The organism is Thermaurantiacus sp. (genome assembly GCF_053487655.1).
The window spans coordinates 1-20,042 of the sequence record NZ_JBRCLD010000051.1 but is presented as its reverse complement, the minus strand read 5'-3'; the positions used below and the strand labels follow the sequence as shown (position 1 = coordinate 20,042).

The 20,042-nt window shown below is 65.7% G+C and carries 19 protein-coding genes; 15 read left to right on the top strand and 4 right to left on the bottom strand.

Going from position 1 to position 20,042, the window contains the following annotated elements:
• Nucleotides 1-15: 15 nt before the first annotated feature.
• From dnaE to fabZ, 12 genes are all read left to right on the top strand, one after another.
• Nucleotides 16-3,477 carry a DNA polymerase III subunit alpha gene (gene dnaE / locus ACWIQA_RS05275; RefSeq protein ID WP_448582022.1) on the top strand — a complete coding sequence of 1,154 codons (3,462 nt, stop codon included), beginning with the start codon at nucleotides 16-18 and terminating at the stop codon, nucleotides 3,475-3,477.
• 346 nt (nucleotides 3,478-3,823) lie between these two features.
• On the top strand, nucleotides 3,824-4,579 hold the full coding sequence (gene rpsB, locus ACWIQA_RS05270; RefSeq protein WP_448582021.1) for a 30S ribosomal protein S2: 756 nt from the start codon (nucleotides 3,824-3,826) through the stop codon (nucleotides 4,577-4,579).
• Nucleotides 4,580-4,617: 38 nt separating this feature from the next.
• Nucleotides 4,618-5,544: a translation elongation factor Ts gene (gene tsf, locus ACWIQA_RS05265; protein WP_448582020.1), complete on the top strand. Its 927-nt coding sequence runs from the start codon at nucleotides 4,618-4,620 to the stop codon at nucleotides 5,542-5,544.
• A gap of 86 nt (nucleotides 5,545-5,630) precedes the next feature.
• The gene (gene pyrH / locus ACWIQA_RS05260) at nucleotides 5,631-6,356 is read left to right on the top strand and encodes a UMP kinase (RefSeq protein WP_448582019.1); all 726 of its coding nucleotides are present in this window, start codon (nucleotides 5,631-5,633) and stop codon (nucleotides 6,354-6,356) included.
• Between the two features lie 12 nt (nucleotides 6,357-6,368).
• Nucleotides 6,369-6,938 (top strand): ribosome recycling factor, encoded by a 570-nt coding sequence (frr, locus tag ACWIQA_RS05255; RefSeq protein ID WP_448582018.1) that lies wholly within the window; start codon nucleotides 6,369-6,371, stop codon nucleotides 6,936-6,938.
• A 190-nt stretch (nucleotides 6,939-7,128) separates the two neighbouring features.
• Complete coding sequence (gene uppS / locus ACWIQA_RS05250; RefSeq protein WP_448582040.1) at nucleotides 7,129-7,797, top strand: polyprenyl diphosphate synthase; 669 nt, start codon at nucleotides 7,129-7,131, stop codon at nucleotides 7,795-7,797.
• The gene (locus tag ACWIQA_RS05245) at nucleotides 7,784-8,605 is read left to right on the top strand and encodes a phosphatidate cytidylyltransferase (protein WP_448582017.1); all 822 of its coding nucleotides are present in this window, start codon (nucleotides 7,784-7,786) and stop codon (nucleotides 8,603-8,605) included. The genes uppS and ACWIQA_RS05245 overlap by 14 nt, the downstream gene beginning before the upstream one ends.
• Nucleotides 8,602-9,759 carry a 1-deoxy-D-xylulose-5-phosphate reductoisomerase gene (locus tag ACWIQA_RS05240; protein WP_448582016.1) on the top strand — a complete coding sequence of 386 codons (1,158 nt, stop codon included), beginning with the start codon at nucleotides 8,602-8,604 and terminating at the stop codon, nucleotides 9,757-9,759. Before ACWIQA_RS05245 ends, ACWIQA_RS05240 begins: the two co-directional genes overlap by 4 nt.
• 9 nt (nucleotides 9,760-9,768) lie before the next feature.
• On the top strand, nucleotides 9,769-10,908 hold the full coding sequence (gene rseP, locus ACWIQA_RS05235; RefSeq protein ID WP_448582015.1) for an RIP metalloprotease RseP: 1,140 nt from the start codon (nucleotides 9,769-9,771) through the stop codon (nucleotides 10,906-10,908).
• Nucleotides 10,909-10,910: 2 nt separating this feature from the next.
• Complete coding sequence (bamA, locus tag ACWIQA_RS05230; RefSeq protein WP_448582039.1) at nucleotides 10,911-13,454, top strand: outer membrane protein assembly factor BamA; 2,544 nt, start codon at nucleotides 10,911-10,913, stop codon at nucleotides 13,452-13,454.
• A complete protein-coding gene (locus ACWIQA_RS05225; protein ID WP_448582014.1) occupies nucleotides 13,454-14,038 on the top strand; it encodes an OmpH family outer membrane protein in 585 nt (194 codons plus the stop codon). Before bamA ends, ACWIQA_RS05225 begins: the two co-directional genes overlap by 1 nt.
• A 3-nt stretch (nucleotides 14,039-14,041) precedes the next feature.
• Nucleotides 14,042-14,494: a 3-hydroxyacyl-ACP dehydratase FabZ gene (gene fabZ, locus ACWIQA_RS05220; RefSeq protein ID WP_448582013.1), complete on the top strand. Its 453-nt coding sequence runs from the start codon at nucleotides 14,042-14,044 to the stop codon at nucleotides 14,492-14,494.
• Between the two features lie 22 nt (nucleotides 14,495-14,516).
• Here fabZ and ACWIQA_RS05215 read toward each other — a convergent pair whose 3' ends face one another.
• From ACWIQA_RS05215 to ACWIQA_RS05205, 3 genes are read right to left on the bottom strand one after another with little or no spacing between them, the layout of a single operon-like run.
• Nucleotides 14,517-14,648, bottom strand: a complete 132-nt coding sequence (locus ACWIQA_RS05215; protein ID WP_448582012.1) for a hypothetical protein — start codon at nucleotides 14,646-14,648, stop codon at nucleotides 14,517-14,519.
• A 31-nt stretch (nucleotides 14,649-14,679) separates the two neighbouring features.
• Nucleotides 14,680-15,258 (bottom strand): molybdenum cofactor guanylyltransferase, encoded by a 579-nt coding sequence (gene mobA / locus ACWIQA_RS05210; RefSeq protein WP_448582011.1) that lies wholly within the window; start codon nucleotides 15,256-15,258, stop codon nucleotides 14,680-14,682.
• A complete protein-coding gene (locus ACWIQA_RS05205; protein WP_448582010.1) occupies nucleotides 15,255-16,415 on the bottom strand; it encodes an isovaleryl-CoA dehydrogenase in 1,161 nt (386 codons plus the stop codon). Before ACWIQA_RS05205 ends, mobA begins: the two co-directional genes overlap by 4 nt.
• Before the next feature lie 61 nt (nucleotides 16,416-16,476).
• Between ACWIQA_RS05205 and ACWIQA_RS05200 the strand changes: the two genes are divergently transcribed.
• Genes ACWIQA_RS05200 through ACWIQA_RS05190 form a run of 3 tightly spaced genes read left to right on the top strand, consistent with a single transcriptional unit; the run spans nucleotide 16,477 to nucleotide 17,911 of the window.
• A complete protein-coding gene (locus ACWIQA_RS05200) occupies nucleotides 16,477-17,169 on the top strand; it encodes a hypothetical protein (RefSeq protein ID WP_448582009.1) in 693 nt (230 codons plus the stop codon).
• Nucleotides 17,170-17,201: 32 nt separating this feature from the next.
• On the top strand, nucleotides 17,202-17,453 hold the full coding sequence (locus ACWIQA_RS05195; RefSeq protein WP_448582008.1) for a helix-turn-helix transcriptional regulator: 252 nt from the start codon (nucleotides 17,202-17,204) through the stop codon (nucleotides 17,451-17,453).
• Entirely contained in the window at nucleotides 17,453-17,911 is a 459-nt protein-coding gene (locus ACWIQA_RS05190; RefSeq protein WP_448582007.1) for a hypothetical protein, read from the top strand. Before ACWIQA_RS05195 ends, ACWIQA_RS05190 begins: the two co-directional genes overlap by 1 nt.
• A 165-nt stretch (nucleotides 17,912-18,076) precedes the next feature.
• On the opposite strand, the gene ACWIQA_RS05185 is transcribed toward ACWIQA_RS05190, so the two are convergent.
• On the bottom strand, nucleotides 18,077-20,042 hold a 1,966-nt coding region (locus tag ACWIQA_RS05185; RefSeq protein WP_448582006.1), incomplete at its 5' end, for an ATP-binding protein.

Below are 20,042 nucleotides of genomic sequence, written 5' to 3'. Positions count from 1 at the left end.
GCGCACAATCGCGCAATGTATGTCCCACTCCGGATCCAGTCCTGCTATTCCATTCTTGAGTCGACTATCGAGATAAAGCCGCTGGTCCAGCTTGCAGCGAGCTTCGGGCTTCCTGCCATCGCGCTTGCTGACCGGGGCAATCTCCACGCTGCCATGACGTTCTCTGAGACCTGCCTTGCAGCGGGCCTGCAGCCTCTGCTTGGCGCCCTGGTACCACTTACGCCGGAAAGACCTTCGCCGCGGCCCGGGCAGGCTGCGCCGGACTGGCTGCCACTGTTCGCCAAGGATAAAGAGGGCTATCAGAACCTGCTCGCGCTGGTGAGCGCGGCCCATCTCGACTTCGGTCTCGAGACCGGCTTGCCGCTTGCGGCTCTCGCCGGGCGAACCGGGGGGCTTGTTGCGCTGACCGGAGGTGCTGATGGCCCGCTCGTGCGCCGGGCCGGCAATGGCCAGGACTTCGCTGACCTTGGCGAGGCGCTGCTGCAGCTGTTCGGGGACCGGCTGTTCGTCGAGATTTCGCGCACTGGCGAGGGAGCCGAGGCGCGTGCTGAGGATGCCCTGCTGGCCTGGGCGCATGCCCGCAGCGTGCCGATCGTGGGGACGGCACTGGCGCGCTTTCTTGCGCCTGATGACCATGAAGCGCATGATGTGATGCTTTGCGTGCGCCATGGCGCCTATCTCGAAACGGCGGATCGGGTGCGGTCGAACCCGGCGCAGCACCTCCTCGATCCCAAAGGCTTTGCCGAGCGCTTTGCGGACTTGCCGGAAGCCGTTGCCAACACCCTTCTTGTGGCGCGGCGGACGGCGTTTGCGCTTCGCAGCCGCGAGCCGGTCCTGCCCAGACTGGGGGCGGATGAGGCGGCCGAGCAGGCAGAGCTTGTGCGGCTGGCGGAGCAAGGGCTGAAGGCGCGGCTGGCCGCGATGTCGGGCAGCGTCGATCGCGATGCCTATGCCCGCCGGCTCGCCCACGAGCTTGCCATCATCCACAAGGCGGGATTCTCCGGCTATTTCCTGATCGTTGCTGATTTCATCCGCTGGGCCCGAGCCCAGGGCATCCCGGTTGGTCCCGGTCGGGGCTCGGGGGCGGGCTCGCTGGTCGCTTGGGCGCTCGCCATCACCGACCTCGATCCCCTTCCCCTCGATCTCCTGTTCGAGCGGTTCCTCAATCCCGAGCGGCGGTCGATGCCGGATTTTGACATCGATTTCTGCGAAACCCGCCGCGACGAGGTAATCCGCTATGTCCAGCAGAAATATGGCTCCGATCGGGTGGCACAGATTGTCACCTTCGGGAGCCTGAAGGCGCGCGCCGTCGTAAAGGATGTCGGGCGGGTGCTGCAGATGTCCTACAGCGAAGTGGATCGGATCGCCAAGATGATCCCCAATGAGCCGGCGGACCCGTGGGATCTCGAGCGCAGCTTGCGCGATGTGCCAGAGCTTTCGGCTGCCATGGCAGCGGATCCGCGCATTGCTCGGCTTATCTCGATTGCCCGCCGCTTGGAAGGCCGGCCACGCCACACATCCACCCATGCCGCCGGCATCGTCATCGGCGACCGGCCGCTTGCCGAGCTGGTGCCGCTCCAGCGTGATCCGCGCTCGGACCTTCCCGTCACCCAGTTCGACTTGAAAAGCGCCGAGGCCGCTGGGCTGGTCAAGTTCGACTTCCTGGGCTTGCGCACCCTTTCGGTCATCGACCGTGCGGTGAAGCTTCTTGCTGGCCGCGGAATCAACGTCGATATCGCCTCGCTCCCGCTCGACGACGAAGAAGTCTACCGTTTGCTTACGCGCGGCAACACGGTCGGCGTGTTCCAGTTCGAAAGCCCGGGCATGCGGCGCGCGCTCGCACTCGTCCGCCCCACCGTCTTTGAAGACATCATCGCGCTTGGTGCACTCTTCCGCCCCGGGCCCATGGACAATATCCCAAGCTTTGCCGCGCGCAAATGGGGCCGCGAGCCCGTTGACTGGCTCCACCCCAAGCTCGAGGCAATCCTGAAGCCGACCTATGGCATCATCGTCTACCAAGAGCAGGTGATGCAGATCGCCCAGGCGCTGGCCGGCTATTCGCTGGGCGAAGCTGATCTTCTGCGCCGGGCGATGGGCAAGAAGGACAAGGCGGTCATGGACGCCCAGCTCGAGCGGTTCGTTGAGGGTGCCGTCGCCCGCGGCGTCGATCGTGAGCAAGCCGCCCACATCTTCCGCCTGGTCGAGAAATTTGCCGGCTATGGCTTCAACAAGAGCCATGCGGCCGCCTACGCCCTCATCGCCTACCAGACAGCCTGGCTGAAGGCGCATCATCCGGCGGCCTTCTTCGCGGCCTCGCTCGCTTTCGATATTGCCGATACCGACAAGATCCGCCTCCTCGTTGATGACATGCGCCACAACGGTGTTCCCCTGCTGCCGCCCGACATCAACGCCAGCGGCGCTGATTTTACTGTCGAGGAGCAAGGAGGAGTGCCGGCCGTTCGCTATGCGCTTGGCGCGCTCAAGGGCGTTGGTGTGGCAGCGATGGAAGCCATGGTTTCAGAGCGTGAGCAGGGAGGACGCTTTCGCTCGCTTGACGATTGGGCAGCACGAGTCGACCCTTGGGCGCTCAACCGCCGGCAGGTGGAGGCGCTTGCAGCTGCCGGTGCCTTCGATGGTCTCGAGCCGCGCCGCGACAGGGTGTTTCGTGCCGCCGACATTCTGCTTGGTTCCGCGCAGACCGCCGCGCGGGCGCGCGAGACCGGGCAGGGCGGGCTGTTCGGCGAGGGTTCGGCGCCTGCGATCTCCGCGCTTTTGGGCGCGGAGGCGCCCTGGCGGCTCGGCGAGGCGCTTGCCCATGAGCGCGAGGCTTTCGGCTTCTTCCTCTCCGGCCACCCGGTTGAGCGCCACGCGCTGGTGCTTGCTGCCGAGGCGGTGGTCACATCGGCCGAGGTTCGTGCCCGGACTTCGGGCCGGGCGGGGACGCGGGAGCGAGTCGCCATGGCCGGCCTCGTTGAAAACCTCTCCTGGCGCAATCGGCCGAAACAGGGGGCGGACCAGCGCTACCTCGGAGTCGACCTCTCCGACAGCGGCGGCGCCTTCAACGCCTCCTGTTTCGAGCCGGACCTGTTCCCGGTCCTGCGCGAGGCGGCCGAGAGCGGTGAGCCGCTGCTCCTGGGGATGGACTTGCAATGGCGCGAGGGCGACTCCGAGCCGCGCCTTGCCATTTTCTCGGCGGTGACGCTCGCTTCACTCGCGGGCCAGGTGCGGGCCCTGCTCAGGATCCGGCTTGCCCCGGATTGCTCGCCATCACGGCTCTTCGATCTCCTGCAATTGCTCCCGCGGGATGGCCGGACTCGGATCGAAGTCGATGTGCCAACGCCGGCGGGGACCGCAACTGTCCTCCTCGGGCGCCATTTTCGCTGCGATGCTGCCTTTCTCGAGACTCTGAGAATCGACCCTGCGGTTGCCGAACTCGCAGCCGTTCCGCTCCAGCGGCCCCTGCGGCTGGTGGCTTGAGGCACTGTCCCCGGCGCCAGCTCATGAGGTGGGCACGGCCCATCGCACCTGGCCATCACTTGCCAGAGGTGGGCGACACACGCTTGCGAACATGGAGGGGGAACGGCGTGACGGTGCCTGCCGCGGACAGGACACGGCTTGGTTTGCCTCTTCAAGCGGGCGAAGAGGGCACAGCCGAGGCTGCAGAATTGATGACAGATCTGAGCGGCGGCCCGCACCCCGCACAGGGTTGACGTCCCGGATTGCCGGGGCTAGGCCGCGCGCCATTCCAGTCGCTGGAGCCATATCCGGTGTGCGGCCTGCCGCATTCCCTCCGGCGGCGCACCTTGCAACCGGAGATGAAATCATGACGACGCCCCATGTGTCGATGCAGGCGCTGCTCGAAGCTGGCGCCCACTTCGGCCATCAGACCCACCGCTGGAACCCGAAGATGAAGCCCTACATCTTCGGCGAACGCAACGGGGTGCACATCCTTGACCTTTCGCAGACGGTGCCGCTATTTGCGCGCGCGCTCGATTTCGTCCGCGCGACTGCGGCGGCAGGCGGCAAGCTGCTGTTCGTTGGCACCAAGCGCCAAGCGCAGGAGCCGATCGCGGAGGCAGCGCGACGCTGTGGCCAGCATTTTGTCAACCACCGCTGGCTCGGCGGCACGCTGACCAACTGGAAGACCATTTCCGCCTCCATCAAGCGGTTCAAGACCTTGGAGGAGCAACTGGCGGGAGACCTGCACGGCTTCACCAAAAAGGAAGTGCTCAAGATGACTCGTGAGCGCGACAAGTTCGAAGCCTCGCTCGGCGGCATCCGAGACATGAACGGTCTTCCCGACGTCATGTTCGTAATCGACGTGAACAAGGAGGATCTGGCGATCAAGGAGGCGAACGCGCTTGGCATCCCCGTCATCGCCATTCTCGATTCGAACGTCGATCCGGCCAACATCGCCTTTCCAGTGCCTGGCAATGACGACGCAGCGCGCGCCATTAAGCTCTATTGCGATGCCGTGGCGGATGCCGTGCTGGCCGGTCGCCAGGGCCATGCGATCGCTTCTGGCTATGACATCGGCGAGGCCGTCGAGCCGCTGCCCGAGCCAGCACTCGAAGGGTGACGACCCAGCCCGCTTGCTTTCCTTTCCGGAGAAGACTCATGGCCGAGATCACCGCTGCAATGGTGAAGGACCTGCGTGACCGCACTGGCGCTGGCATGATGGACTGCAAGAAGGCCCTTGCTGAGACTGGTGGCGAGGTCGAGAAGGCGATCGACTGGCTGCGCTCCAAGGGCCTGGCGGCTGCCGCCAAGAAGGCAGGGCGGACGGCAGCTGAAGGTCTTGTCGGCGTCCGGGTCCAAGGCCGTCGGGGGGTTGCAGTCGAAGTCAATTCGGAAACCGATTTTGTTGCCAAGATCGACCGCTTCCAGGACTTCGTCCGGGCGGCGCTGGAGGCCGCGCTCAAGGCTGGTCCCGATGTGCCAGCCATCCTCGCTGCGCCCGATCCTGCCGGCCAGGGGACGCTTGCCGATGCGCTTGCCGCCAACATTGCGACCATTGGCGAGAACCAGACGCTAAGGCGCGCGGCGCTGCTCGAAGTCGGCGAGGGAATCATCTTCCCCTATGTCCACAACGCCATCGCCGATGGCCTTGGCAAGATCGGTGTTCTCGTCGCCCTCGAGAGCGGGGCACCGGCTGAGGCACTTGCGGAGCTGGGCAAGCAGCTTGCCCTTCACATCGCCTGGGCCAACCCGATGGCGCTTACACCCGAAGGGGTTGATCCCCTGCTTGTCGAGCGGGAGCGGGCCATTGCTGAGGCCAAGGCTGCCGAAAGCGGCAAGCCGGCGGATATCGTCGCCCGCATGGTCGAAGGCGCGGTGCGCAAGTTTGCTGGTGACAATGCGCTGATGACCCAGGGCTTCCTCGGTGACAACAAGACCCGGGTGGCCGATGTCGTGGCCAAGGCAGCGAAGGAAGCTGGAGCCGAAGTCAGGGTGGCGGGGTTTGTCCGGCTCCAGCTGGGCGAGGGCATCGAGAAGGCCGAGACCGACTTTGCCGCCGAGGTCGCAGCCGCTGCCGGCGTCTGACCCGACACGCGGGGTTTGCAGCAGCCCGTCGTGGCGCTAAGCGCGTCGAGATGCAGCAGCCAGCCGAGGCACAGGAAGGATCAGCAATGCGTGCCCGGCCTCCGTACCGGCGCATCCTCCTCAAGCTTTCGGGCGAAGCACTGATGGGCTCCGACCCGTTTGGGATCGATCCGCAAGCAACGGCACGGATTGCCGCGGAGATCGCGTCGGCACGCGCAGCCGGGCACGAGCTCTGCCTTGTGGTCGGGGGCGGCAACATCTTCCGCGGGCTGGCGGCGGCTGCGCGCGGGTTTGATCGCGCTTCGGCCGACTATATGGGCATGCTGGCAACCGTCATGAACGCGCTTGCGTTGCAAAATGCGTTGGAACAGCAGGGGGTGGCCACACGGGTGCAGTCGGCCATTCCCATGGCGAGCGTGTGCGAGCCCTACATCCGCCGCCGGGCAGTGCGGCACATGGAGAAGGGGCGGATTGTCATCTTCGCTGCCGGAACCGGCAATCCCTTCTTTACGACCGATACGGCAGCAGCTCTGCGTGCAGCCGAGATGGGGTGCGATGCGCTCTTCAAGGGGACCTCGGTGGATGGCATCTACGCGAGCGACCCCAAGCTTGATCCACGCGCCGAGCGCTATCCTGTCATCAGCTTCGACAAGCTCTTGAATGACAATCTCAAAGTGATGGACTCAGCAGCGGTTGCGCTGTGCCGTGACAACGGCATTCCGATTATCGTGTTCAATGTCCGCGAGCATGGCAATCTCGCCCGGGTGCTGGCTGGCGAGGGGCGAGCAACTGTCGTCCGGCAGGCAGCCTGAAAGGGGGAATGGATGGCCGACTTCGATGGAGCCGCAGTGCTTGCCGATCTCGAGCGGCGGATGAGGGGTGCACTCGAAACGCTCAAGCATGATCTCGGAGGCTTGCGGACTGGCAGGGCCTCGGCCGCGCTTCTGGACCCAGTGACGGTTGAGGTCTATGGCAGCGCCATGCCGCTGAACCAGCTGGCGACGGTGACAGCGCCGGAGCCGCGTATGCTCTCGGTCCAGGTCTGGGACCGGAGCAATGTGCAGCCGGTGGAGAAGGCCATTCGCGCCGCCGGGCTCGGGCTCAATCCGATCGTCGAGGGCCAGACGCTGCGGCTGCCCATTCCCGATCTCACTGAGGAGCGCCGGCGCGAGCTCGCCAAGCTTGCCGCCCAATATGCAGAGAAGGCCCGGGTTGCCATCCGGAATGTGCGGCGTGACGGGATGGAAGCGCTGAAGGCGGCCGAGAAGAAGGGCCGGATCTCGCAAGATGAGCACAAGCGCCTGGAAGGAGAGGTCCAGAAGCTGACGGATCGGAACGTCGCCGAGGCTGACATGGCAGCTGAGGCCAAGGAGAAGGAGATCCTCGGCAAGTGAGCTTGATGTCCGCCTGTTCTGGGCAGCTCCGGGTTCCGGTGCCTCCGGCGTGGTGAGATGGTGGTTGTCTGCCAGCAGGGCCTCCATGGCTGAGCAGGTTGCGGACCGCTCGGTCGCGTGCCTGCCGGAGACGTCGATTTGTGCCCCGCTTACGCCCACGCCTGGCGGCCCGCGTCATGTCGCCATCATCATGGATGGCAATGGCCGCTGGGCGAAGGCCCGGCGGTTGCCCCGGCTTGCCGGGCATCGCGCTGGTGTGGAGGCGGTGCGTCGCGTCGTGAAGGCGGCGCCCGAGCTCGGCATCGATACGCTCACCCTCTATGCCTTTTCGTCAGAAAACTGGCGTCGGCCGCCGGAAGAAGTCTCGGACTTGATGGGCCTCCTGCTGCAGCACATCCGCTGCGAGCTCGACGAGCTCGACGAGGCTGGCGTGAGGCTCGGGTTTATTGGCGAATGGCGCGCGTTGCGCTCCGACATCGTTGTCGAGCTCGAGCGAGCACAAGTTCGTACGGCTGGAAACCGCCGGCTCAATCTCGTGGTTGCCCTCAACTATGGGGCACAGGATGAGCTGGTCCGCGCTGTGCGTCGTCTTGCAACTGAAGCTGCAGCCGGGCGGCGTGATCCCGCTGCAATCAGTCCTGCCGACATCGAGGCAGCGCTCGACACGGCGGCCTTTGCCCCTGTCGACCTCATCATCCGCTCGTCCGGTGAAGTCCGACTTTCCAATTTCCTGCTCTGGCAGGCGGCCTATGCCGAGCTGTGGTTCACGCCCGTGCTCTGGCCCGATTTCGACGCGGCTGTGCTGCGCCAGGCAACCGAGGCGTTTGCTCGGCGGGAGCGGCGCTTTGGCGGGCGCTGAGACGGTGCCGCAGCTGCGCGGCAGCTCGCGCCCCGGCAGCGAGCTTGGCATGCGCGTCATCTCCGGCTTGGTGCTTGGCGCGATTGCCCTTGCTGCGCTGTGGGCGGGAGGCTGGGCCTTTGCAGCGCTCGTCGGCGGTGCCGCGGCTCTCATGCTCTGGGAGTGGGGCGCCATGCACAACATCGGGCCAGCCGACCGCGTGCTTGGCATCCTTCTCCTCCTGACCCTCGTCATTGTTACGACCCTCGGCCTGCCGCGCGAGGCGCTCTTTGTGCTTGCTGGCAGCCTTGGCCTCGTTGCCGCTGCGACCTTGGCGCGGCGAACTGGGCGCAACGCAAGCTGGCTGGGCGCTGGTCTTGTCTATGCCGGGCTGCCGGCGGTTGCCCTCCCCTGGCTTCGCGGCCAGCCCGATGGCCTCGTGCTCGTGCTTTGGCTGATGACAATTGTGTGGGCGACCGACATTCTTGCCTATTTTGCCGGCAGAGCGATCGGTGGGGCGAAGCTGGCGCCTGCGATCAGCCCGTCGAAGACCTGGGCTGGTCTCATTGGCGGCATGGTCGGGGCGGGCGCTGCGAGCGCGCTCATCGCCAGCGCCGCCTGGGGTGGCGCCATGCTCCTCCATTTCGCGCTGGGGGCCATGCTTGCGCTTGTGGCGCAGCTCGGAGACCTCTTCGAGAGCTGGCTCAAGCGGCGCGCTGGGGTGAAGGACTCCGGCGCCCTCATCCCGGGCCATGGCGGCGTCATGGACCGGGTGGATGGGCTGGTGCCGGTGGCGTGCGTTGTCGCTGCTGCGGTGGCGCTCAGATGACGCGCAGCATCACGCTCCTCGGCGCGACCGGGTCGATTGGCACTTCGACTCTCGACCTCGTCGCCCGCAACCCCGAGCGCTTCCGCGTCCATGCAGTGGCCTCTGGGCGTGACTGGGCCAAGCTCGCCGATGTCGCCCGGGCGAGCGGAGCAAGGGTCGCGGTCATCGCGGATGAAGCTGGCTATGTGCCGCTGCGCGATGCGCTTGCTGGCAGTCCCATCGAGGTTCGCGCAGGTGAGGCCGCGATGGTTGCAACTGCAGCCGAGCCTGTCGACCTCGTGGTCGCAGCAATCGTCGGAGCTGCCGGGCTTGCGCCGACGCTTGCGGCACTTGAGGTAGGCACCACGGTGGCGCTCGCCAACAAGGAGGCCCTCATCTGCGCTGGCGACGTGATGACAGCTGCGGCCCGGCGCTCGGGCGCGCGCATCCTCCCTGTCGACAGCGAGCACAATGCCGTCTTCCAGGTGCTCGAGCATGTGGAACGGATCAGCCGCATCGTGCTGACGGCAAGCGGCGGGCCGTTTCGGAGCCTGACCCGCGCCGAAATGGCCAAGGTGACGCCGGCCGAAGCCGTACGGCACCCCAATTGGTCGATGGGGGCGAAAATCTCGGTCGACTCGGCGACGCTCATGAACAAGGGGCTGGAGCTCATCGAAGCGCATCACCTGTTCGGCGTGGGGGCGGACCGGCTCGGCGTCCTTGTCCACCCACAAAGTCTCGTGCACGGCCTTGTTGAATATGTGGACGGGTCGGTGCTGGCCCAGCTGGGGCCAGCCGACATGCGCGTGCCGATTGCCCATGCCCTGGCCTGGCCGGAGCGGATCCCGACGCCGGTCAAGAGGCTCGATCTTGCTGCTGCTGCGCGGCTCGATTTCGAGGAGCCAGATCGCGAGCGCTTTCCTGCACTTGCGCTCGCCGAGGCAGCTCTTGCTGCGGGCGGTTGCCGCCCGTGCGTGCTGTCGGCTGCCAATGAAGTGGCGGTGGGAGCGTTTCTCGAGGACCGTATCGGCTTTCTCGAAATTGCCGAAGTGGTCGCAGAGACGCTTGACGCACTTCCGGCGGCACCGGTTGCAACACTTGCTGAAGTGGCAGCCGCGGATGCCGAAGCCCGGGCGCGGGCGCATTCATTCGCGGCTCATCGCGCGCGCCGATAGGAGCCGGGGATGGACGCGATTGCAGAGCCCGGCATCGCCCTTTCGGCGCTCGCCTTCATCATTGTCCTTGGTATCCTCGTGTTCGTCCACGAATATGGCCACTATGGCATGGCCCGGCTGTTCGGGATCAAGGTCGATGTGTTCTCGGTCGGTTTCGGGCGCGAAATCCTCGGGCGTACCGACCGGCACGGCACCCGCTGGAAGATCGGCTGGATCCCGCTTGGGGGCTACGCTAAGTTTGCAGGTGACATGAACGCGGCAAGCCAGCCGGATCCGGCACTCCTTGCCCTCCCGGAGTCCGAGCGAGCCCAGCTGTTCCAGTTCCGCCCGTTGTGGCAGCGCGCGCTCGTGGTGGCGGCCGGGCCCGGGATCAATTTTCTCTTCGCAATCTTCCTGTTCACGGCCTTCTTCATGACTTTTGGCCACCAGTTTACGCCGCCTGTCGCGGGGAAGGTCATGGCCGACAGCCCGGCCGCGGCCGCCGGGATCCTGCCTGGCGACCGGTTCCTCGAAGTGGACGGGCGGCGGGTCAACCGGTTTGAGGACATGGTGCGTATCGTCGCGCTCCGGCCTGGCGAGCCGATTCCGCTCCTTCTTGAGCGCAACGGCCGGGAGCTGCGCTTGACTGCGACTGCCGGTGTCCGGACGGAAGTGGACCGGTTTGGCAACCGCTATGTGAAGGGCAGGCTCGGCATCGAAAGCGGTCCGCCCGTCGTCGAGCAGCGAGGTCCAGTGTCCGCGCTGGTCTGGGCGATCGACGAGACGGTTCAGATGACGCGGCTCATGGCCGAGACCCTGGTGCAGGTGGTCACTGGCCGCCGTGCCCTCGACGAGCTGGGCGGGCCGCTCAAGATCGCCCAGTTTGCTGGCCAGAGTGCGACGCTGGGGCTGGCCTCGTTCATCACCTTCATGGCGCTCATCTCGATCAACCTCGGCTTCGTCAACCTGCTCCCCATCCCGGCACTGGACGGCGGCCATCTCCTCCTCTACGCCGCCGAGGCCGTGCGCCGCCGGCCGCTGGAGCCGAGGCTCCAGGAACTCGCCTTCATGTCCGGATTCCTGCTGCTGATCTCCCTCATGCTTCTGCTCACAATGAACGATCTTGCCTCCTTCGGTATCTGGGAGGGGCTGAGAAGCTGGGCTGGTTGACGGTGCCCTTGCAAGTGACTGGCGGTGCCGTGCGCGGCTCTGCGCGACCTTTGCTGGCGCTGGCCCTCCTTTGCTCTGCCGCCCCCCTTGCCGCGCAGCTGCCGCGGCCGACCCCGGCCACACCGCCAGCCATGGTGACACAGGGCGGGACGGTGCGCTCCTTGCGTGTCATCGGCAATGAGCGGCTAGAGCCCGAAACCGTGCTCTCCTACACTGAACTTGCCGCCGGCCAGGCCTACGACCGCGAAGTGCTCGACCGGGCGCTCAAGGACCTGTTCGCCTCCGAGCTCTTCGCCGATGTCCGCATCCGTGACGATGGTGAAGGCAATCTCACGATCGAGGTGCGCGAAAATCCGGTCATCAATCGTGTGATCATCGAAGGTGCCAAGCGGGTCAAGGAAGACAAGATCCGCGAGGAAATCCGGGTCGCACCCCGGCAGATCTTCACCCGGTCGCGGGCGCGGGCCGATGTTGCCCGTATCCTCGAGCTCTACCGGAGGTCCGGCAGGTTTGCAGCTCAAGTTGAGCCCAAGATTATCCAGCTCGAGCAGAACCGGGTTGATCTCGTTTTCGAGATTTCAGAGGGGCCAAAGTCGAAGATCCGCCAGATCAACATTATTGGCAATGAGCGATATGATGATGCCAAGCTACGGGGCGAGATGGCCTCACGGCAGGCAAGGCCCTTTCGGATTTTCACTTCTCGGGACACCTATGACCCCGACCGTCTGGCCTTCGACCAGCAGAAACTGCGGCAATTCTACCTGACCGAGGGCTATGCCGACTTCCGGGTGGTCTCGGCGATCGCCGAGCTCACCCCTGACCGGCGCGATTTCATCGTGACCTATGTGCTCGAGGAGGGCGAGCGCTACCGGTTCGGCGAGGTCGGGCTCACAAGCCAGATCCGCGACATCGATGCCGAGGCGTTCAAGTCGCTCCTGCCCATGAAGACGGGTGACTGGTACAACGCCAAGCTCATTGAGGACACGATCAACCAGATTACCGAGACCGTCGGGCTGCTTGGCTATGCCTTTGCGGACGTGCGCCCGCAGTTCCGCCGCGACCGCAGCGCGCTCACCATGAACGTCACCTTCGTCATCAACGAGGTGCCGCGCGTCTATGTCGAGTCGGTTACGATCAATGGCAATACCATCACGGCTGACGATGTCATCCGCCGCGAGTTTCGCCTGGTCGAGGGCGATGCCTTCAACAGCTTCAAGGTCAAGCGCTCGCGGGACCGGATCCAGTCGCTTGGCTTCTTCCAGGAAAAGCTCGAAGTCCAGCAGAAGCCCGGCACTGCGCCCGACAAGGTCGCACTTCAGGTCGATGTCGAGGAACGGCCGACGGGCTCGATCCAGGTCTCCGCAGGATACTCCTCGCTCGAGAAACTCATCCTGAACTTCGCCGTCGAGCAGCGTAACTTCCGAGGCCGAGCGCAGAACTTGCGTTTTGCCGTCAACTGGTCGCAATTCTCGCGCGGGATTGACCTGGGCTTCACCGAGCCCTATTTGTTCGGCAGGAATCTCGCGCTGGGTGCTGACGTGTTCCGGCGCGACTTCTCGAGTTTTCGTTTCGGGGGCCAAGGCGAGCGTATCGACACCTACAACCAGCTGACGACTGGCTTCCAGGTGCGTACTGGCTTCCCGATTACCGAATACTGGTCGGCATCGGCCCGCTATGGCCTCACCTTTGACAATGTGACAGTTGATGAGGCGCTGTTCTTCACTGACGGCCAGTGCGATCCGATCAAGGCTGGCCGCTTCATTTGCGATGCGCTTGGCAAATATACGACCTCGCTGATTGGCTACAGCCTCGCCTTCGATTCGCTTGACAACCGTCTGCGGCCGTCGCGCGGCCAGCGCCTGGTGCTAAGCCAGGACTATGCCGGTCTCGGCGGCACTGTGAATTATCTTCGCAGCCGGCTCAACTATGACCGGTACCGGCGCTTGTTCGGCACCGGTTTGGTGCTCAATCTCGGCGGTGAGGTTGGCCACATCTTCGGCCTTGACAGCGAGGAGATCCGGCTGACGGACCGCTTCTTCCTTGGCGAGCCGCGGTTCCGTGGCTTTGACATCCGCGGTGTCGGCCCCCGGGTCATCCGCAAGCCGCTGTTGGCTGATGGCACCCCCAACCCGGACGAAGACACATGGGCCAATGATTCCGTGGGGGGGCGGATCTATTATCTTGGCCGGGCCGAGATCATCATCCCGCTCGGCTCAACCGGCGATGAGCTCGGGCTTCGGCCCTCGGCCTATGTCGATGTCGGCTCGCTGTGGCGCTCGAATCCGGGTCCGCTCGTCTCTTGCCCCAATGTTCCGCTCGAAGGCGAGCTTCCGCCCATTCCCCCCGGTTGCCCTTCGGAGCGCGGGTCGATCGGGTTTCAGGAGTTTTATGTCGGCGATACGGCGAGCCCCCGCATCTCGGTCGGGGTCGGGGTCAACTGGAATTCGCCTTTCGGTCCCTTCCGGATCGATATTGCCAAGGCCATCAAACAGGCCGATGGAGACCTCGACCAGCTTTTCCAGTTCAATGTAGGAACCCAATTCTGATGCGAAACATTCTGGCGGGCCTTGCGGCCGGACTCCTTCTTGCAGCCCCGTTCGAAGTTGCAGCGCAGCAGCTGTCGCCGGCAGTCATCGTCGTCGTCGATCTTGATCGGGTGGTAAACGAGAGCGCGGCCGGCAAGGCAGCAGCGACCGATCTGCAGGCCCGCGCTGCCACCTTGAATGCCCGGCGCAACACCCTTGCCCAGCAGCTGAAGACCGACGCCGAGGCGATCCAGCAGGGCCAGCAGAACAAGACGCTCGCTGGCCCGGCCCTTGAAGCGAGGGTCAAGGCGTTCCAGGATAAGGAGAATGCGGCAAACGCCGAGCTGCAACGCGGGCAGGAGGATCTCGCCCGGGCGCAGCAACATGTGGTGCAGCAGATCACCTCGGCAGCCCAGCCCATCATCACCCAGATCATGCGCGAGAAGGGCGCGACCATCGTGCTTGCCGAGCGGGCGGCGCTCCAGCATGCGAGCTCTCTCAATATCACCAATGACGTGTTGGCGCGGCTCAATGCAGCGCTGCCCAAGGTCTCGACCACGGCGCCACCTCCCCAGCAGCCGCCAGCTGGACAGCCGCGCCGCTAGTCCATGGGCGCGGGTGCGCGCGACATCGTCGCCATCCTCTCGATGCTGCCGCATCGGTTCCCGGTGCTGCTTGTCGACCGGGTCGAGGAGCTTGTCCCGTTTGAACGGATCCGGGCAGTGAAGGCCGTCACGGTCAACGAGCCCTTTTTCCAGGGGCATTTTCCGGCACGCCCAGTGATGCCGGGCGTGCTCCTCGTTGAGGCCATGGCCCAGGCCGCCGGCATTCTTGCCATCGACTCGCTCGGCCTCTCTGGCACTGGCAAGCTGCTCTACTTCATGTCCGTTGAGGAGGCGAAGTTCAGGAAGCCCGTCGAGCCGGGGTGCCTGGTCTTGCTCGACGTCGCCTATCTGCAGCGGCGGGCGAATGTCTCCAAATTCCAGGGCTATGCAAGGCTCGGGGAGGGCGTTGCCGCCGAGGCGCGCTTCACCGCGATGATCGCCGACCCCCCGGCCTGAGCGCCGCCGGCCTGCGCCTGCCTCATGAGGAGCGGCGGTTCTGGCCGCCGATCACGGCGCGCCGCACCAGAGCGATGAGGAAAATGAAGCCGACGACGGCGGCCGCCTCGGCGATGAGTGGTGTGTCGGCGATGGTCCGGGCAAGGGTGCTCATGACAATACCAGGTTGCGGTGACTGCTCCGCGTTAACCTTTTCCGGGCGTAGCGGGGAGGCCTTGGGCTTGCTGTTTCGACAGAACGTGCCGGCCGTCCGGCAGGTCGCTTGGCTGGTTGACGTTGACGAGACCGGGCAGCTGCACACGGCGAGCATTGACTTCCTGCGCGAACCCGCGAAGCGACATCGGGCCTCCGCCCTCGAGCCGGGCGGCAAGAGCAGGTCCAAGTTTCGAGGGCCAGATCCCGATGGTCCAGTGGCCATCAACGACGGCAGGCGCAGGGGCGAGGCGGGCGGCGAGGTCGGCGGGAAGCCCTGGCATGTCGCACGGGATGACCAGGGCATGGTCGAAGCCGTGGCGCCCTGCGTGCAGGAGGGCTGCGCACAACCCGGCCAGCGGCCCGAGCCCGGGGGCGGGATGGTCGTCGAGGCGGGCATGGCCCGGCCAGTCGCGGCCCACGACCACCACAATCTCGCACGAAGCAGCAAGACAATCGAGCGCGTGCTGGATGAGCGGCTTTCCCTCGACCAAGGCGAGTGCCTTGTCGCTTCCGAACCGGCGCGACTTGCCCCCGGCCAGCACGGCGCCGAGGAGCTGCCCGGCGGTCATGCCGTTTCCTGGAACAGCTCCCGGCCGATCAGGAACCGGCGGATCTCGGAGGTGCCAGCGCCGATCTCGAAGAGCTTGGCGTCGCGCAGGAGCCGTCCGGTTGGATAATCGTTGATATAGCCATTGCCACCGAGCGCCTGGATCGCCTCGAGGGCCATCCAGGTCGCCTTCTCGGCTGCATAGAGGATGGCGCCGGCAGCGTCCTTGCGGGTGGTCTCGCCGCGGTCGCAGGCTTGCGCGACGGCATAGACATAGGCGCGAGCAGTCGAAGCTGCCACATACATGTCGGCAAGCTTGCCCTGCATCAGCTGGAAAGTGCCGATGGGGCGGTCAAACTGGCGGCGCTCGTGCACATAGGGAAGGACCACGTCGAGGCAGGCCTGCATGATGCCAAGCGGCCCTCCGGCGAGCACGACCCGCTCATAGTCAAGGCCAGACATCAGCACCTCAACGCCCCGGCCTTCCTCGCCCAGCACATTGTCGAAGGGCACCTCACAATCCGCGAAGACGAGTTCGCAGGTGTCAGAGCCGCGCATGCCAAGCTTGTCGAGCTTTGGCGCCGTCGAGAAGCCAGCCATCCCGCGCTCGATGAGGAAGGCCGTGATCCCGCGTGCACCGGCTTGCGGGTCGGTCTTGCCATAGACGATGAGGGTGTCGGCATGCGGGCCGTTGGTAATCCAGAACTTGCTGCCATTGAGGATATAGCGGTCATTGCGCTTCTCGGCGCGCAATCGCATCGAGACGACATCGGATCCCGCCCCAGGCTCAGACATGGCGAGCGCGCCGACATGTTCGCCAGAGATGAGCCTGGGCAGATATTTGGCCTTCTGCTCGGCTGTGCCCCAGCGGGCGAGCTGGTTCACGCAAAGGTTGGAATGGGCGCCGTAGGAGAGGCCAACTGCAGCCGAGGCGCGGCTGATTTCCTCGACGGCAATGACATGGGCAAGGTAGCCGAGCCCTGAGCCGCCATCGGCCTCCGGCACGGTGATGCCGTGGAGGCCGAGCTCTCCAAGCTTTGGCCAGAGATCGCGCGGGAAAGCGTTGGTCTGGTCGATTTCGGCGGCGCGGGGCGCGATCTCGGCCGCGGCGAAGGCCGCCACGCTGTCGCGGAGCATGTCGAGGGTTTCGCCATGGGCGAAGCGGAGCGGTTGCAGCATGGGGCTGCCATAGCCCGGCCGGGGCTGGGCTCCAAGGCGCTAGGCAAGCTAATGGGTGCCGATGCGAAGGCTCCTGTTCCGCACCCATATCTGGCTCGGCTGGCTGGTCGGTGGTCAGCTTATGCTTTGGACTCTCTCTGGCCTTGTCATGACGGCCATGCCGATTGGCGAAGTGCGAGGCGAGCATCTGCGCGCCCCGCCCGCGCCTTCGTCCCTCGCCGGACTTGACGGGCTGCTCCCTCCGGAGGCGTTCCTCACTCGCGCCGGGCCGGGGGCGGACAGCCTGGTGTTGCGGATGCTTGGCGGCAGACCGGTGTTCGAGCTTCGCGAAGGAAACGAAGCCGTAGCCCTCTTCGACGCAAGGAGCGGAGCACCAATCCGGCTCGACTCGCAGGCGATTGCGGCGCTTGCCAGAGCTGCCCATGCCAAGAAGGCACGCATCGCCCACGTGTCCCGCGTGCCGGAAGGCGCGCCACCGCTTGAGTTTCGCCGCAAGTCGCCGGCCTGGGCCGTCCGGTTCGACGACGACGAAGGCGCGACCTTCTATCTTCATGCCGTCTCTGGCGAACTTCTTGCCGTGCGGACCGACCGCTGGCGCCTTTTCGACCTGATGTGGGGGCTCCACATCATGGACTGGCGAGGCCGGGAGGATTTCAACCATCCGCTGCTCGTGGGCGCTGCGGCAGCAGCAAGCGCGGGCGTGTTCGGTGGGCTCCTCCTGCTCCTGTTGCGGCTTCGACGGCGGAGGGCTTGACTCGAAAAGAATCGTTGCTTATAGACAACGATATGAGCGCTGAACTGCATAACCGATTGTCCGTGTTTCGTGCCGAGCGCGGAATGAGCCGGCGCGAGCTCGCAGAAGCCGTCGGAGTCAATCCGCAGACGATCGGGTTTCTCGAGCGCGGCGAATATGGCCCGAGCCTGGTGCTCGCGCTGAGGCTCGCGCGCGTGTTCAGCGTGCCGGTCGAGGCCCTGTTCGCGCTCGAGCCCTTTCCCGCACTGGGTGACCAGCTCGCCCGTCTCTCGAAGGAGTCATGATGATGGCCAGGCCCTTTCAAATCCACCTGTCGGTCCATGCGGCGCGGGCGCTTTCCGTCTTTGTCTATGCTGCGCTGCTGCTCGGCAACCTTGGTGTGGCGGCGGGTGTGCCGGAGCCGCCGCTGGCAGCGCTTGCCGTTGCGCTTCTCAAGCTTTCTGGCCTTCTGGGGGCCGTGCTGCTGTTCGTCTCGAGCTATGGCCAGTTGAGCCAGAAGGCCGAGCGCGAGCTTGACGAGCGCGAGGTTGCCGTTCGGAACCGGGCTTATGTGCTGACCCACCAGATCATGGTGGCCGCGCTGCTGGGTGCGTTCCTTTGGGTCACCCTTGCCACAAAGCTTGGCTGGTGGCTGCCTGGCGCTTCGGGCACGGCGGACCTTATCACTGCGTTCGCCATGGGCTCGATGGCCTTGCCGGCCGCAATCCTCGCCTGGCGCGACCGGCCACTCTCCGATGACTGACATACACATCCGCGGCGCTCTCCGGCAGGAGAATGTGGTGGCATGGAGCCAGGCGCAGGGCGTGGTGGTGGGCGTGCTGCTCGCCCTGCCTGTCGCCTGTTCGCCGGAGCCGCCGCAGGAGATGTGCCGGCCGGACTGGCCGACGAAGCGGCTGCCGCACCCCCTCTACGAGCGCTCCGCCTCAGCCGGGGTCAGGCTCACCAGCATCGCGCCTTCGCTCACCTGCGCGCCGGCGGCAACGGCGACGGCCTCGACCGTGCCAGCGAAGGGGGCAGTCAGGCGATGCTCCATCTTCATCGCCTCGAGGACGAGGAGCCGGTCTCCGGCCGCGACGGTATCGCCGGGGGCGACATGGAGGCTCAGCACCTTGCCGGGCATGGGCGCGAGGATCCGGCCATCGCTGCCGGCCTCGCCTTCGCCGCGGCGGCGCGGATCGGCAAAAAGGTAACGCCAGGTCTCGCCGCCGCGCCGGGCTTCCATTCCGTCTTCCACCGGCACCAGCACGGCGGCACGATCGGGCATGGTCTCGGCGCCATCAACGAGGACCCGGCGCGCGGCCCCGCTGCCTTCCACCACCGTCTTCCAGCCCCGGCCGTCGGGTGCAAAGAGGGCACCGTGGACAGTCATGGGGAGGTTGAGGCGGAAGGGCGCGGCAAAGCCTGATGCCTGTTCTGCGAGCGGTGCCAGGTAGAGCGCGATGGCAGCGAGGATGGCCGGATCCTCGGGCGGGGGTGCAAAGAGCGCGGCCTCGTGCATGGCGATGAATGCGGTCGAGACATCGCCTTCGACAAAGGCCGGGTGGGCGGCAAGGCGAGCAAGGAAGGCGCGGTTGGTGGTGACGCCTTCGACAATGGTTGCATCAAGCGCGGCGGCAAGGCGCGCTGCCGCCTCTGCCCTTGTGGGGGCGTGGACGATGATCTTGGCGAGCATCGGGTCATAGTGGACGGTGACGGCGTCACCGCTGCGCACGCCGGTGTCGGTGCGGGCGACGGGCGGGGCTTGGAACCGGGCAAGCGTGCCCGTCGCAGGCAGGAACCCGGAGTCCGGGTTCTCGGCGCACAGCCGGGCTTCCATGGCCCAGCCATTGGCTTCGATCGCTTCCTGCATCAGCGGCAGCATCTCGCCGCGGGCGACGCGGAGCTGCCACTCGACGAGGTCGAGCCCGGTGATGGCCTCGGTTACCGGATGTTCGACCTGGAGCCTTGTGTTCATCTCCATGAAGTAGAACTTGGGGTCCCCGGCGTCGTCGAGGTCGTCCATGTCGAGGATGAACTCGACGGTGCCGGCGTTGACATAATCGATTGCGGTGCCGGCGGTGACGGCGGCAACGCCCAGGATGTGGCGCAAGCGCTCGGAAAGGCCGGGGGCGGGGGCCTCCTCGATCAGCTTCTGGTGGCGGCGCTGGAGCGAGCAGTCGCGCTCGAACAGGTGGACGATGTTGCCGTAGCGGTCGCCAAAGATCTGCACCTCGACATGGCGGGGGCGCTGGATGAGCTTCTCCAGCATCACCGAATCATTGCCGAAGGCGGCAGCGGCCTCGCGCTTGGCGGCGAGCAGCGCTTCCGTGAACTCGGACGCCGCAAAGACCGGGCGCATGCCCTTCCCGCCTCCGCCGGCGACCGCCTTCACAAGGAGCGGGTAGCCGACCGAGTCCGCCATGCGCTCGAGCCGGGGCAGCGACTGGTCTTCACCCTGGTAGCCGGGGACGATGGGGAGGCCGGCCGAGCGCATCTTCGCCTTGGCGGCGTCTTTGAGGCCCATGACGCGGATGGCCTCGGCCGGCGGGCCGACCCATGTGAGGCCGGCATCGGTGACGGCCTCGGCGAACCCGGCATTCTCGGAGAGGAAGCCATAGCTCGGGTGGACGGCATCGGCGCCGGTTGCCTTTGCGGCAGCGATAAGCTTTTCCGCCACCAGATAGCTTTCCCGCGCCGGCGCCGGGCCGATCGGGACGGCTTCGTCGGCCAACTCGACATGAAGGGCGCCCCTATCGGCCTCGGAGAAGACGGCGACGGTCTTGATGCCCATGGCGCGGGCGGTCCGGATGATGCGGCAGGCGATTTCGCCGCGGTTGGCAATCAGGATTTTCTTGAACATGGTGCGTGCTCCCCTTGCCTCACAGCGGAATGTT